At 39.5% G+C, this 15169-nt stretch carries 11 protein-coding genes and 1 riboswitch; of the genes, 6 read left to right on the top strand and 5 right to left on the bottom strand.

From position 1 onward, the window contains the following. Positions 1–163: 163 nt before the first annotated feature. From Q4489_RS11135 to bla, 5 genes are all read left to right on the top strand, one after another. Positions 164–1345: an efflux RND transporter periplasmic adaptor subunit gene (locus Q4489_RS11135; RefSeq protein ID WP_303480282.1), complete on the top strand. Its 1182-nt coding sequence runs from the start codon at positions 164–166 to the stop codon at positions 1343–1345. A gap of 9 nt (positions 1346–1354) precedes the next feature. After that, positions 1355–4531: an efflux RND transporter permease subunit gene (locus Q4489_RS11130; RefSeq protein WP_303480280.1), complete on the top strand. Its 3177-nt coding sequence runs from the start codon at positions 1355–1357 to the stop codon at positions 4529–4531. Then, positions 4524–5933, top strand: coding sequence for a TolC family protein (locus Q4489_RS11125; RefSeq protein ID WP_303480278.1), 1410 nt, complete (start codon positions 4524–4526; stop codon positions 5931–5933). Before Q4489_RS11130 ends, Q4489_RS11125 begins: the two co-directional genes overlap by 8 nt. Before the next feature lie 14 nt (positions 5934–5947). Then, positions 5948–6967: a zinc-binding dehydrogenase gene (locus Q4489_RS11120; RefSeq protein ID WP_303480275.1), complete on the top strand. Its 1020-nt coding sequence runs from the start codon at positions 5948–5950 to the stop codon at positions 6965–6967. Positions 6968–7203: 236 nt separating this feature from the next. Next, entirely contained in the window at positions 7204–8091 is an 888-nt protein-coding gene (bla, locus tag Q4489_RS11115; RefSeq protein WP_303480273.1) for a class A beta-lactamase, read from the top strand. 33 nt (positions 8092–8124) lie between these two features. On the opposite strand, the gene cobD is transcribed toward bla, so the two are convergent. The 5 genes from cobD to Q4489_RS11090 are packed head-to-tail and all read right to left on the bottom strand — an operon-like array spanning position 8125 to position 12827. After that, positions 8125–9156 (bottom strand): threonine-phosphate decarboxylase CobD, encoded by a 1032-nt coding sequence (cobD, locus tag Q4489_RS11110; RefSeq protein ID WP_303480270.1) that lies wholly within the window; start codon positions 9154–9156, stop codon positions 8125–8127. Positions 9157–9180: 24 nt separating this feature from the next. Further along, positions 9181–10182: a CobD/CbiB family cobalamin biosynthesis protein gene (locus tag Q4489_RS11105; protein WP_303480267.1), complete on the bottom strand. Its 1002-nt coding sequence runs from the start codon at positions 10180–10182 to the stop codon at positions 9181–9183. A gap of 2 nt (positions 10183–10184) precedes the next feature. Further along, positions 10185–10772 (bottom strand): histidine phosphatase family protein, encoded by a 588-nt coding sequence (locus Q4489_RS11100; RefSeq protein WP_303480264.1) that lies wholly within the window; start codon positions 10770–10772, stop codon positions 10185–10187. Positions 10773–10815: 43 nt separating this feature from the next. Beyond that, positions 10816–12216 carry a cobyrinate a,c-diamide synthase gene (locus Q4489_RS11095; RefSeq protein WP_303480262.1) on the bottom strand — a complete coding sequence of 467 codons (1401 nt, stop codon included), beginning with the start codon at positions 12214–12216 and terminating at the stop codon, positions 10816–10818. 5 nt (positions 12217–12221) lie between these two features. Further along, on the bottom strand, positions 12222–12827 hold the full coding sequence (locus Q4489_RS11090; protein WP_303480258.1) for a hypothetical protein: 606 nt from the start codon (positions 12825–12827) through the stop codon (positions 12222–12224). Positions 12828–13002: 175 nt separating this feature from the next. Next, positions 13003–13242, bottom strand: a riboswitch (cobalamin riboswitch). A gap of 315 nt (positions 13243–13557) precedes the next feature. Between Q4489_RS11090 and Q4489_RS11085 the strand changes: the two genes are divergently transcribed. After that, positions 13558–15096, top strand: a complete 1539-nt coding sequence (locus Q4489_RS11085) for a PAS domain-containing methyl-accepting chemotaxis protein (protein WP_303480256.1) — start codon at positions 13558–13560, stop codon at positions 15094–15096. Positions 15097–15169: the final 73 nt, after the last annotated feature.

Raw genomic sequence — 15169 nt, 5'->3', positions numbered from 1 at the left:
ATCCTTTATCACTATTGATGCCATTTTGGCACTAATGTAATTAAAAAACCACTATATTTACTCATCAATTTCGAGCGTATCATAATTGTATTATTTTCAAATAACACAGTTGACCTATGACTAACTCAACGCTTTATAGTTCTCAAAAACATGGAGTTAAACGATGAAAAAAACATTATTACTTGCTACTTTAACCAGCATAAGCATTGCAATTAGTGGTTGTGCAGAACCTTCTGCAAAACAAAATTCACAACAATTTTTACAACCTATAGACGTGGCAAAAGTGTTAATCAAGCCAGTACAACATTGGCACACTTTTACCACACGGTTAGAAGCCCCAGAAGAAGTATCGTTACGTCCACGTGTATCAGGCGTAATTAAAGAAATTGCGTTTAATGAAGGTGATAAGGTAAAGAAAGGTGATTTACTGGTTCAACTAGATGCTCGTCCTTTTGCCGCAGTAGTCGCAAAGCTAAAGGCACAAATACTCTCTGCAGAAGCAGCTCTACAGCAAGCTAAAAATGAAGCTAAACGCGCTCAAAGGTTAACCGAGCGTAAAGCAATTTCTATTGAGCAAGCAGAATCGCGCGCATCAATATTACGACAACGAGAAGCCCAATTAGCAGCACTACAAGCACAGTTAGAAGCTGCGAACCTAGACCTAGCCTTTACAGCCATTAAATCACCAATAAATGGTATTATTTCACGCGCTAATATTACCCGAGGAAATACTGTACAAGCGGGAACAAGCGTACTCACCTCTATTGTATCTAATGACAAGATGTATGCTTATTTTGATATTGACGAACGCACGTGGAATAACGCCTTTTCACATGTAACTGCTGCGAGTAAACAACAAGTTCTGATGCAAAAAGTAGGTGAAAAAGTATTTGAACATACTGGCTATATTAACTTTATCGACAATCAAATTAATGATGCTACAGGCACATTGCAAGTTCGCGCAGTTTTCGAACAGGCAACAACAAACCCGGCTTCCCCGTTACGTGCTGGTTCATTTGCTCGTGTCAAGCTGGCAGCAAGTGACGTAAATGAACAAATTATTGTTCCAGAAAAAGCAATAGGAACAGATCTAAAAAACCGCTTTGTTCTGACCCTTGATAAAAACAATGTCTTGCAATACAAACTTGTTGAAGTTGGCGAGCGCTATGGCATGTTGCGCGCAATCACCACTGGATTAACCGCTAATGACATTATAGCCGTAAATGGCCCTGCGCGAGTCGGTCCTGGCATGCCTGTTCAACCTAATGTAATTACGATAGAAACAACCAACACAGCCTTTACCATGACGCCAATCAAGCAAACTGATTTAGTTGCTAAGTACTAGGGAATTACAATGAATTTTTCACATTTTTTCATTCAACGGCCAATTTTTGCATCCGTTTTATCATTAGTCATATTAATTGGTGGCGCCATATCACTTTTCAAGTTACCCATTAGTGAATACCCAGAAGTAGTTCCACCAACAGTTGTAGTAACTGCAAACTATCCTGGTGCTAACCCAACCGTAATTGCACAAACGGTTGCCACGCCATTAGAGCAAGAAATTAACGGCACAGAAAACATGCTTTATATGTTTTCTCAAGCAACGAGTGATGGTCGCATGACGTTAACCGTTACTTTTGCGCTAGGCACAGACCTCGATCGTGCCCAAGTACAAGTGCAAAATAGGGTTAACAGTGCACTGTCTAGGTTACCTCAAGAAGTACAACGTTTAGGAGTAGTCGCTGAAAAATCTTCACCTGACTTAACCATGGTTGTACACCTATATTCGCCAGAAAAAACCCATGATACAGCTTATTTATCAAATTACGCTGATATCTATATTAAAGATCAAATTGCACGTTTATCCGGTGTAGGTGATGTACAGTTATTTGGTGGTGGGCAATACTCTATGCGGGTTTGGTTAAACCCTGATGCATTAGCAGCAAGACAATTAACGGCTTCAGATGTAGTAAATGCATTGCGCGCACAAAATCAACAAGTTGCCGCAGGAAGCTTAGGCGCGCAACCAGCAGCAAATGAAAGCCAGTTTCAAATTTTATTAAATGTTAAAGGCAGGTTAGCCAGTGTTGAAGAGTTTGAACAAGTTATTCTAAAAGTGGGTGATCAAAAGCAAGTTATTCGTTTAAAAGATGTAGCCACTGTAGAATTAGGTCAGAATAGTTACGCACTTCGTGCTCTTTTAGACGGACAACCTGCGCTAGCTATGCCTATTTTCCAACGTCCTGGTTCAAACGCAATTGAGTTATCAGACCAAGTACGAACAACCATGGCGCAACTTTCACAGGCTTTTCCTGACGGCGTTGAATACGATATTGTCTACGACCCAACTATTTTTGTACGCGACTCAATTGATGCCGTTATTACCACTTTATTAGAGGCCATCGCTTTAGTTGTCATCGTTGTTGTCGTTTTTTTACAAACTTGGCGCGCTTCTATCATTCCATTAATTGCGGTTCCTGTTTCACTTATTGGCACCTTTGCCGTGATGCAATGGCTTGGTGTTTCAATCAATAGCTTGTCATTATTCGGTTTAGTGCTCGCGATCGGGATTGTTGTTGATGATGCGATTGTTGTGGTTGAAAACGTTGAACGAAACATAGAAAAAGGTTTGTCACCTGTAGAAGCCACTCGTGTTGCAATGACAGAAGTAACAGGACCAATAATCGCCATTGCTTTAGTTTTACTAGCCGTATTCATACCTACTGCCTTTATTTCAGGACTATCTGGACAATTCTATAAACAATTTGCCCTGACTATTACTATTTCAACGGTGATCTCTGCGTTTAACTCTCTAACCCTTTCGCCAGCGTTATCAGCACTATTACTAAAATCTCATGACGCCAAGCCTGACGCATTAACGCGATTACTGAATAAAATCTTTGGCCGTTGGTTATTTACACCTTTTAATAAACTGTTTGAACGTGGCGCTCAAGGCTATCAACGTTTAGTTAAAAAATTAATTCGCATGAGTGTCATAATGGTTGCTGCTTATGTATTGTTACTTGGTGGAACATTTACTCTCTTTAATACCATTCCTGGCGGCTTTATTCCTTCGCAAGATAAACAATACCTAGTTGCAATTGCGCAACTTCCAGATGCCGCTAGTTTAGATCGTACTCAAGATGTCATGGTCGAAATGGAAAGCATTGCCCTAAACGTACCCGGCGTTCTACACACAGTGACATTTCCAGGCTTATCCGTAAATGGTTTTACTAACAGCCCAAACAGCGGCATTGTTTTTGTTGCATTAGATGCTTTTGAAAATCGTAAAGATCCACAACTGTCTGCTGGCGCAATCGCAATGCAATTGAACCAACAGTTTGTTTCGATTGATGAAGCCTTTGTCGCGGTATTTCCGCCTCCCCCTATTCAAGGGTTAGGCACAACAGGAGGCTTTAAGCTACAAATAGAAGATCGTGACAACAAAGGCTTCGAAGCATTGTTTAATAGTTTACAAACCGTGATAGCAAAAGCACAACAAGATCCCGCGTTAACAGGGTTATATTCTAGTTTTCGAATTCAAGTACCACAAATGGACATTGATATTGATAGAGAACAAGCCCTGATCCAAGGGATCCCTCTGGAAGAAGTCTTTGATGCTTTACAAATTTATTTAGGCTCTTTATATGTTAACGACTTCAACGCTTTTGGCAGAACGTATCAAGTGAATGCTCAAGCAGACGCTGAATTTCGAAAAGACCCCGCACAAATTTTACATTTAAAAGTGCGTAATAAGTTGGGTGATATGGTGCCACTTGGTTCAATTTTAACGGTTACTCCTACCACAGGACCTGATCGGGTTATGCATTATAATGGTTATCCAAGTGCTGAACTTAATGGTAGCCCTGCGCTAGGTTATAGTTCAGACCAAGCACAACAAGCTATCGAATTAATTCTAGCCGAGCACTTACCTACGGGTATTGATTATGAGTGGACAGATGTTACCTATCAACAAATCATCGCTGGCAATACCATGGTTTACGTTTTCCCTTTAGTTGTATTACTGGTATTTTTAGTCCTTGCCGCACAATATGAAAGTTTACGTTTACCATTAGCGATTATTTTAATTGTACCAATGACAATATTCTCCGCTTTATTAGGTGTGTGGTTTGTTGGCTCCGACAACAATATTTTCACCCAAATTGCACTAATTGTATTAGTTGCTTTAGCTTCAAAGAATGCCATTTTAATGGTCGAATTTGCCAAAGATCAGCATCAAAGTGGCATGACTCACTTAGATGCCATTATCGCCGCTTGTCGATTACGACTAAGACCAATTTTGATGACTTCAATCGCGTTCACAGCGGGTGTAATTCCCTTGGTGTTAGCATCGGGCGCAGGCGCAGAAATGCGACATGCGATGGGCAATGCCGTTTTTTCTGGCATGATTGGTGTCACCATTTTTGGTCTACTGTTTACGCCTATTTTTTATATGTTAGTGACCAAAAAAGAATCAACCTCCGACACGATTAAAAGCAACACACTGGAGCATAAACAACATGATTAATTCATTATTACCGTCTAATAGCCGATTGGCCTTAACATTGCTTTTAACTAATGTAATAGCTGGTTGCGCAACATCAAATAAAGTAGATGTTCATCTAGAAAATCAGCAACAACTTCAGCACTTTGTTGCTGAAGTTGAGATTGCATCAGAACTCGCTGGTGCGAGTGAGTTAAATTGGTGGCAGCAATTTAATTCTCCTCAATTGAATCTGCTGATCCAAGAGGCACTGACAAATAACTATGATCTATCCATCAGCCATTTAAGGCTAAAAAGTGCCTTAGCGCGCCTTGGCGCAGAACAAGCAATGCTTTTACCACAAGGTGGATTAACCATTAGTAGTGAACGTTCAAGTATCGATGAGGCCATTACACCTTACTCAACGGCCAGTTTAGGTTTAAATTGGCATTTAGATTTATTCGGTCGTGTCACAGCATTGGTCAATGCAGCTAATGCGTCTGCACTGAGTCAAGCTGAACAGCTGCGGTTATTACAAATAGAGGTGGTTTCATCTGTTGTTTCTGGCTATATCAGTTATCAAGGTAATCTGCAAAAACACCATATAATCTCACAACAAATTGATGCGTTACAACAAAGCATAGAGGTGCTGCAAGCCAGTGTCGATGAAGGTGTTACTAGTGAATTAGATTTAAACCGAACTAAAGCACAGTTAAACCAACAACAAGCATTGCTACCTGAAATCGAGTTTTTATTACACCGCGATAATTCTGCACTCGCTTACATTACAGGTAAAACATTAAGTGATCTCACATTGATGGAGCAACGAGAACTGATTAACTTTGACTTGCAAGTACACTTAACGAAACCAAGTGAAGCAATCGCCTTACGTCCTGATATTAGTAAGGCGCTCTACCAATTTAGCCAAGCCACTGCTTTAAGCACTGCAGCAAGTAAAGCCCTATTACCAGATATTAGTTTACGTGCCTTTGCTGGAATACTGAGTTCCACTAGTACTACCCTGTCTAATACAAAACAACAATGGCAGGTATCCCCACAAATAGAATGGTCACTATTAAGTTACCCTGCATTATTGGCGCAGCGAGATGCTCAGCAATATTTAAGTGAAGCAGCATATAACGAGTATCAAAAAACGGTATTAAATGCCATAAATGAAAGCGAGCTTTCTTTACATAAACTCGTTAAAGAAAGCAATAAACAGCAATTTGCAAACAATCGCTATCACTATGCAAACAAAGCCTATTTGCAAGCACAGGCTATGTTTCAAGAAGGTCAAATACCTTATTTATCGTTACTTGACGCAAGACAAGATTTACTTGCAGCAGAAGAAAATGCAGTTGATTCAGCAATTTCAACTTTACTCACGAAAGTAAATGCTTATCATACCTTTAATGGTCGCTGGAGTTACGCACTATCCAGTATTTAATACTTGAGTAAATTATGTCTAATGTAACCACTTTACAAACTAATATTCCTGACACGATGAAAGCCATTGTCTTAGAAACACCTAATGAACAACTATCATTAGCTGAAGTTCAATGGAAAACTCCAACACGTACCGGAAATGAATTATTAGTAAAAGTGGAATACGTAGGTCTTAATCCATTAGATGGGCAGTATGCCAAAACAGGCTTTTGTCAATGGCAGTATCCGCATATTTTAGGCTTAGATGCTGTGGGTACTGTAGTTGATGCTCCAAAAGGAGTCTTTCCCACTGTTGGTGACAGAGTAATGTGGCACGCTAGCTTAGCTGATCAAGGAGTGCTAAGTGAGTACACCACAGTACCAAATTATGCGGTATCTGTAGTGCCAGACGATGTTGAACCATGCCAAGCAGCCACCTTACCCTGTGCAGGTATGACGGCATTAATTGCTTTAGAGAAGTTACAAATTATCGAGGGTGATACGCTGCTAATTGAAGCAGGAGCTGGAGCAGTTGGCCATTTTGCAATTCAATTTGCTAAACAGCGCGGAGCAGATGTTTTTACCACAGCGGCAAAACATAATCATAAGCGCTTAAAACGTTTAGGCGCTGACGCTGTATTTGATTACCGCGAGGAAAAGCTGTGTCATAAAATTTGCCATGAACTTGGTCCACAAGGTTTTGATGCTATATTAGATTCCATTGGTGGCGATGCAACAATTCGAAATTTAGAATTAATGGGGTTTTGTGGCAGAATCGCTTGTTTACAAGCACTACCTGAAATACCTCAAGCATTATTATTTAAAAAAGCACCGAACATTTGTATTGTTTCTTTAGGTGGGGCATGGCTGGAAAATAGCCTTTGTGCCCAGCAACACATGAGTTTTATGAGTAATTTGCTACTAAATGGCGTAGCTGATGGTTCGATAATACTACCAGAAATCCATCTCGTAGATTTTAAGGCGGACGCTATTTCTATTGCGTTAAAAACTCAATTAGCAGGTGGGTTTACGGGTAAGCAAATTGTTAGCTTTTAGCGCAAAAGTTCCAATTCCGCTAAGTTATTCCTCGTACTAATTAGATATTATTACTTACTGCCTCGGTGCTCCCTTAAGTGCTAATGTTTATCTACATACTCTTGTTGAGGAGCAAAACATATTAAATGGTTTTTCAATTGAATTGACACATTTGATCATTTTTCATCATCAGTTGAACATAACATTTCTCAAACATAGCGATATACTAGCAATACCTGCATTAAAGAGAATGAATCATGAAACTTTCTATCCTAACTAATGGCCGTATCTGTACCGCTTTATTATTGCTTAGCTTTACTACTTCCGCGATGACTTCAGCTCAAAATACGATAGTTAATCAGATAGAAAAACAAAAACGTGTAATGAACGCAGAGATTGGCGTTGCCATCTTTGATGTGGACAAACAAAAGTTATGGCACTATAACGGCAACTCCCGCTTCCCATTAATGAGCACATTTAAGGTGCTCGCATGTGCAAAATTACTCGCTGACGTAGAAAAAAATAGGCAAACTTTTGACACTTCCATGCTGATCACTAAAAGCGATTTAATCTATTGGTCACCAATCACAAAGCACATGGTTGGTAAAAAAATGTCACTTAAACAGGCTTGTTCTGCAACAATGACAATGAGTGATAATACCGCCGCCAATATAGTGCTTACAGGCATACAAGGCCCTAAGGCGTTAACACAATTTATGCGAGAGATTGGCGATGATACCACTAGACTTGATCGCATTGAACCCCAGTTAAACCAAGCTCTTAAAGGTGATAAAAGGGATACTACCTCCCCTATTGCCATGGTTAACTCTTTGCATTCATTATTGTATGGCAATGTGTTAAATCAGCAATCAAAAGCACAGCTAACACAATGGATGATGGATAATAAAATAACGGGAAGCCTATTACGTTCAGTACTCCCTGAACAATGGTCAATTGCAGATCGTTCAGGCGCTGGAGGCTATGGTTCTAGAGCTATAACCGCAGTTGTTTGGTCAGAAGATCAAACGCCACTTATCATCGCAATTTACTTGACCCAAACCGAAGCAACGATGAAAGAGCGAAATAAAGCAATTGCGGCTATTGGCGAAAGCATTTTTAACTTTTATCAGAAAAATATTAACTAACAAGTATTCATTGCGCATTCTAGTGGCAAGAACTCAGCATAATTTTGATATAGATAACATTACGTTGCCAAGTGACTGCGATAAACGCTCAACATCTTCTGGTTTAGGTATTCCAAAACGCAGTGATTGTTGATCGTCAGTCAACCGCACATATACGCCTTGTTTACATAAACCATCATAAATGGTCACCGCTTTATGGGGGGTTGCTAAGTTCACAGTTAAAAATAAATCAGTCCCTTCAACACCCTCATTAAAATATCTGTTTAATAGCATGGTTAATACTTGCCGTTGGCGCGATAACTTTTCTCGTTGTTGTTCTTGCCACAAGGTATTTTGTAGCGCTTGCTCGGCAATAAATTGTGCAGGCCCATTTGCTTGCCATGGTCCTAAGTGTTCAGCAATAGAAGTTAACCACTGCTGATGTGCAATGGTAAAACCGATTCGCATTCCTGCTAAACCAAAAAATTTTCCAAATGACTTAAGCACCACGGTATTACGACCGAGGGTATATTCAGCCATTGATTGACTTGGCGTGATCACATCCATAAATGCTTCATCAATGACCAGTAACCCTTGACGGTTTTCGATAAACTCTTGATATCTTTCTAACGTTTCACGGCTAAATAATTTACCGGTTGGGTTATTTGGGTTAATTACCACTAATACACAATGCTGCGGCAATTGTTCCAATGCGGGTAACTCATCACCATACCATTGAAGATTAAAGCCCATATTTTTCCACGCTTGAGCATGTTCTTTATAACCTTTAATGGGTAAAAAAACGCATTTTGAAGACGAATTCTCTTTGAGCCACAACATGGGTAATAAACTAATAATAGTCTGACTACCACTACTAACAGATATATTGCGGCATTGATAATAACGTTGTGCTGCACTAATTAATGCGGATGATGGCTGAGGAAGTTGTTGCCAAACAATGTCTGGTATTTCAGGGATAGGATAACTAAAAGGCGCAATTCCTGTTGATAAATCTAACCAGTCTCGCATCGGTATTTGGTACTCATTGGCTACCTGCGTAAGTTGCCCGCCATGCGTTAATGCCATAAAAGTGCCCTTGTAAACATTTAGTTAAATAAAATTCGCGACTAGCTGATAAACCAAAACAACGAGAAAAAAACACATACTCGCCCGCTTAACAATAATGATACTACTTGGAATATCATCAACATTCACAGGCTTCCCCGCACCCATCGCAGGCGAAAAAGCACTATGACCATGATAACGTGCCGTCCCCCCTAGTGTTCGATTGAGTACCGTAGCGCCTGCTGACATCACCCAGCCACCATTATGACTTTTATATAGGTTGCCTTGTTGGTAGGCATTTTTGAGCGCTAAGCATGGTTGCCCCTGTACTGCATACAAAACGGTGCAAACTTTGCCAGAAATAAACCCTAAAACATCATCTAATCGAGCGCTAGCGTAACCAAAAGAGAAATATCTAGCGGTTTTATAGCCCCACATAGCGTCTAACGTATTGGCTAAACGATGTATTATCACTAATGGGATACCGCCAATGATATAATAAGTTAATGACGCTATTACACTATCGTGCCCATTTTCTAATACTGACTCAACGGTGGCTCTAGACATTTCATGTGCCGAAAGTGTTGCGGTTTCTCTGCTAACCAAGTAACCCGTGAATTTGCGCGCATTTTGCAAATCTCCCTTAATTAACGGTCGATACACTTGTATTGCATGCTCTTTCAAACTTCGACCGCCAATGGCCAAATAAAGGATAAAAGCATCAACTCCAATGTGTAGATACCAAACAACATCATTAAGCCAGAAAAAATAGATAATGGGTAAAGGGAGCACTAAAATAAGCCAAGCAATAATACCCAAACAAACCGCATAGCCACCTCGGTTTAAACCTTGCTCAATGTTATCTTTCGCAGCATAGTGCGGGTTTAATCTTGCTTCTACTGCTTGGCTTATATAACCAAAACCAACCAAATAATGAAAGCGTTTAGCTTCGCCAAATAGAGTATCTAACAGTAATGCCAATAATAACGTTAGCGAGACACTAAACGGATGAAGTAGCGTTTCAACAGTCGTTAAACCTTCAGACATCGTTATTCACTTTCTAAATGAAAATATGGAAGTTCAGAGTGATAAGTAAGCTTAATAATACAACCGTTTTGATATTGTTCATAAGCATTGCGCTTTGTCACTTTACCTAACCCCGCTAAAAAGCATCTAAGAGCTTCGCCATGAAAAATCACTAATATTTTGCCACCGTTATAGTGTTTAGCAATTTGATGAAATGCCCGCTGAATTCTTTGATGACAAGCAACAGCGCTTTCGCCATGGTGAGAAGAAAGCTCGCTATACTGCTGCAATATTTCACAATAATCAGGTAATAACGCCACCTCTTCAACACGCTGCCCTTGCCACACGCCTAAATGTCGTTCAATCAGTTCAGGTTCAACCTGATAAGGTCTATCTAGCGCCTTTTGGCAAATTTTTGCAGTTGATTGCGCGCGTCCTAGCGGTGACGAAATAATTGCATCGATACCTTTCGCTTGAAGTTGGTTTGCAATTTGTTGTGATTGCTTCACTCCTAATGAGGTTAATTTACTATCTAAGTGGCCTTGAAAACGCATCTCTTTATTCCAAATCGTTTCACCATGCCGCGCTAAAAAAAAGAGCGTTTTGTTCATTACAACGTTATTACCCGTAAATTGTTCAAAGGTTTCACTCGCGTTAGCTCACCTTTTTAAATAGTTGTAAGGTTAATTTCGGGTTGCTTGGAAAATACCAGTGCATATATGTTGCAAGAATATTGTTATAACGATAGACATATTCCCCTGCTCTTTCACTGGGGTGATGAACACTTTGACACCATGGTTCAAGGTTTATTTCTGCACAAGAATAATGAAAGCTATGACCACGCATTACATTGTCTTGTTCTTGGTTATTGAGTGATAAAGGTAAATCAACCCATTGTGAGCCAATGGCGGCGAGTTTATCTTGCATCTTCGCCTTACCCGGCATTACACCCGCCATTGTGTAAGTTTTACCTTCGAGATCTGTCAGTTGTTCTAGAAGATACAGCATACCGCCACATTCAGCGATGATTGGCTTACCACTTTCACTGAAGGCAGCCACATCACGTAAAAAGCTTACATTGTTCATCAATTTCTCAGCATATAGTTCAGGATAGCCACCAGGAACATATAAGATATCGCCACTTGGTAAGCGCTTATCTTCAAGCGCTGAGCAAAATACAATTTCAGCACCCGCTTGCTGTAAAAAGGCTATATTAGCAGCATATATAAAACTGAATGCTTGGTCTTTTACAATAATTACTGTGGTACCAACCAATGCACCTTTAATAAGATCATATTGGCTATTGCTTTCTACGTCGTAAAACTCAACCTTCGCAGGTAAATCTGTAAGTGCTGTATTAGCGATAAAGCTAGCAGCTTTATCTAATTGCTGATCAATATCACTTAACTCTTGGGCTTGCACCAAACCTAAATGACGTTCAGGAAGAGTGATCAACTTATCAGCCGGCAAACGTCCATAAAAGCGATATTTTTCTGGCAGATTTTCTGCTAACAACTCTTCATGCCGTTCACTATTTACACGGTTAGCTAGCACGCCTGAAAAAGGAAGTTCAGCACGGTAACTCGCTAAACCATGGGTAACTGCTGCAAACGTTTGTGCCATCGCTTTCGCATCAATTACCCCAAGTACAGGAATATCAAAATAGCTTGCTAAGTCTGCACTGCTTGGTGTGCCGTCAAATAACCCCATCACACCTTCAATTAAAATTAAATCAGATTGTAGAGCTGCTCGGTAAAGCAATTCTTGACAGCCCTGTTCACCCACGAGCCATAAATCTAATTGATAAACAAGTTCACCGCTGGCCTGTCGTAAAATCATCGGGTCTATAAAATCTGGCCCCACTTTAAACACTGTAACCTTACGCCCTTGATTACGGTGATAACGTGCTAACGCCGCAGTAACAGTAGTTTTACCACTGCCGGAATGAGGAGCAGCAATAATTAATGCTGAGCAACTGATCTTGGCACCACGATTATCACTAGATTTTGTATTGAAAAGCGTTGTTTGATTATTGGGCTTTGCTTTTATCGTCATTATGACTATGCCCTTTTATTATCTATTACGGCAACACTGTTATCCGTAAAATAACGACGAATAATAGTGTCAATGACAAAAGCACATATTACGTAAACAACAGGGTTAGAAATAGAACGAAAATAGTATTTATCAACACGGGTTGCGTATTCCGCCCATGATAAATCAGTAAATTTCCCTGACAGCGTATAGTAACTTCCGTTTGAGATAAAAAAGGCAATTGAACTCGCAATAAATAACCCTAGCGCAACTTTAAGTGCGTTATTGATTAAAGAGCTGTTCTGCCAATTGGGCTTGGTATAATACCCTGCCATAAACATGACACCGTAACTTAAGACGAGTGCAGGATATGACGTTGTAATGCAATCACCAAATTGTCCACGAAAATAAGAAGATCCAAGATCTATTCCCACAGTCAATACATAGAAAAACCAAAAAGTACTTACCTTACGCAGATACATACCTGCTAAGAAAAAAATAGCAATAGAAGCACTTGGCAGGTGATTTAAACTAGAAAAATGATGCGTGCGGGTAGCAAGCATCAGTAAAAGTAAGGTAACAAATACCCCAATGAATAAGCTCTTTGAATAATGAGTATTGACTGACTTCATAACATTCCCGTTATTGAAAATTAATTTTCACGGTGTTTGAAATCAAAGTTGAGAATGGTTGAAGCAGTTTAACGTTGGGGATGATGAACATCTACGCTAAAGACAGTGTTACGTAAAATGCATTTTTTATTACGTATTGCCACACCATTTACAGCCCTGAATACCGCCCACCGCAGTTGTCGAGTATTATTTAGGCCGGTCTCCGGACTCCTGTTCATCGCTTATACAACACCTTCCCATATTCACGAACCTAACTTAGCGACTCGTTGTTATATACAGTGGTTTTGTTGCTGCTCACAGTTACCGTTGCGGGGGCAGTACTGGGTTCTCACCAGTTTCACGTTTCACCTTCAATGAGCAATATTCATTCACTATGACATTACACGTTGAAGACACCTAAATCAGCGCAGATATTACGTGATAGCGTGGCTTTGTTCAATAGTAAAAGAACGAAAAACAAAGTGTGCTTTTGTGCCACTTTCAGCATAAAACACCATTAATATTTGAAGAAAAATTGATTAAACACATTTACTAAATGGGTTTTAAAATGGTGTAAAAAGCATATAAGCGACTTAAATCTCAGGATCTACCCTCCAACAAATACAATGAAACATTAATAAAAACATATTCATAGTTAAAATAATTTTTGACAAGAACCTTTACTAAACCAAAAAACAAGACTAAACATAAATATAGGCTCAGGAAAGATTAAACTAAACAGGGATCCGTTATGGCACACACCTCCAACAATGAGGTTCATTTTGCAAATAATGAACAGTTAGTTTCTATCACCGACCTGCAAGGTGATATTATTTATGCAAACGAAGAGTTCTGCCGAGTAGCGGGTTATACGTTAGACGAGTTAACTGGACAGCATCACAATATCGTAAGACACCCAAGTATGCCCCAAGCAGCATTCGCTGATCTATGGAAAAAACTTAAAAATGGTGAACCTTGGCGAGGTATTATTAAAAATCGTTGTAAAAATGGCGATTTTTATTGGGTTGACGCATATGTTACGCCATTAATTCAGAATGGAAAAATAACTGGTTACCAATCGGTGAGAGTAAAACCGACCCCAGAACAAGTTCAACGTGCTCAACATGTATACGCTCAATTAAATGATCAAAAGAGTGTTATCGATTTTCATTCAAATACGAAGTTAAAACGAGGACTAGCACTGCTTGTTTTACTAACGTCTCTACTCTTTTCTTGGTTCGTTATTGGATCAATTCTCGTCATGTCGACCGTTGTTATTAGTTTCGCCTTAATAGCATTAATCTTTTCAGAGGAGTTATTTACCTTTCCTAATTACGTTGAAAACATTAAGTCGCGATCAGATAGCCCTTCCCGGTTAATTTTTACAGGAAAAGGGTTAACAAACCTGATGCAGTATCAAACAGAGCTATTACAAGCAAGAATTCGCACTGTACTTGGTCGAAGCTTTGATTCAGGAAAAGTCTTATTAAATCAAGCAGAAGAGTTAAAACTGGCATCAAATGAAATGCTTGGTGGAGCCTCAAACATAAATCATCAATTAGGACAGTTTTCTACCGCTATTACGGAGATGAGTAGCACTATCAATGACGTCAGTCACAACACCGTTACCACGCATGATAAAGTGACACAAGTTCAACAAGAATGTAACGATACGACAAACCTAATTAATGCCAACCAAGAAAAAACGAATGCCTTAGCACTAGACGTAGAATCAGCGGCTAATAGCGCTGAAAACCTAGTAAATGACGTTGAAAAAATATCAGGAATTATGACTGAAATTCAAGGTATTGCCGATCAAACCAATTTGTTGGCGTTAAATGCTGCGATTGAAGCCGCCCGAGCAGGAGAACAAGGTAGAGGCTTTGCTGTTGTTGCTGATGAAGTAAGAACCTTAGCTAGTAGAACTCAAGACGCTACTGTAGATATACAACGCTCAGTATCAGAATTACAAAATACCTTGCAACAATGGAGCAAAGTAATGTTAACAAGCAAAGACAACGCAGATGAGTGCTCTACTAACACCTTAACCATCAAGCAAGCTATCGATAATATAATGAATAGCATCAGTGACGTTAGCGATATGACATCTCAAATTGCAACTGCAACCGAAGAACAAAGCGTTGTAGCCGAGCAAATGAATAAACAAATCATTGGTATAGATGATGTGTCTAAAGAAAATGAAGCACTATGTAATAAAGTAAGTTTAAGCGGAGAAAGTGTCAATAAAAGTGCAAAAGATATTGAAACCCTGAGCACTACGTTTGGTTGATTAATTAATAAACAATGATGAACGATTTAATAACCGCGATACATGACAATAATTTATCAGGTAATAAATTTTT

The sequence above is a fragment of the Thalassotalea sp. 1_MG-2023 genome (assembly GCF_030546745.1).
In the GTDB taxonomy this organism is placed as follows: Bacteria; Pseudomonadota; Gammaproteobacteria; order Enterobacterales; family Alteromonadaceae; genus Thalassotalea_C.
This window is presented reverse-complemented; position numbering and strand designations above follow the sequence as displayed.

Bases quoted from the DNA above. Each gene is read 5' to 3' on its own strand.
- Q4489_RS11105 (WP_303480267.1), bottom strand. From the start codon at position 10,182: ATGTCTGAAGGTTTAACGACTGTTGAAACGCTACTTCATCCGTTTAGT.
- Q4489_RS11125 (WP_303480278.1), top strand. From the start codon at position 4,524: ATGATTAATTCATTATTACCGTCTAATAGCCGATTGGCCTTAACATTG.
- Q4489_RS11085 (WP_303480256.1), top strand. From the start codon at position 13,558: ATGGCACACACCTCCAACAATGAGGTTCATTTTGCAAATAATGAACAG.
- Q4489_RS11100 (WP_303480264.1), bottom strand. From the start codon at position 10,772: ATGAACAAAACGCTCTTTTTTTTAGCGCGGCATGGTGAAACGATTTGG.
- Q4489_RS11095 (WP_303480262.1), bottom strand. From the start codon at position 12,216: ATGACGATAAAAGCAAAGCCCAATAATCAAACAACGCTTTTCAATACA.
- Q4489_RS11120 (WP_303480275.1), top strand. From the start codon at position 5,948: ATGTCTAATGTAACCACTTTACAAACTAATATTCCTGACACGATGAAA.
- bla (WP_303480273.1), top strand. From the start codon at position 7,204: ATGAAACTTTCTATCCTAACTAATGGCCGTATCTGTACCGCTTTATTA.
- cobD (WP_303480270.1), bottom strand. From the start codon at position 9,156: ATGGCATTAACGCATGGCGGGCAACTTACGCAGGTAGCCAATGAGTAC.
- Q4489_RS11135 (WP_303480282.1), top strand. From the start codon at position 164: ATGAAAAAAACATTATTACTTGCTACTTTAACCAGCATAAGCATTGCA.
- Q4489_RS11130 (WP_303480280.1), top strand. From the start codon at position 1,355: ATGAATTTTTCACATTTTTTCATTCAACGGCCAATTTTTGCATCCGTT.
- Q4489_RS11090 (WP_303480258.1), bottom strand. From the start codon at position 12,827: ATGAAGTCAGTCAATACTCATTATTCAAAGAGCTTATTCATTGGGGTA.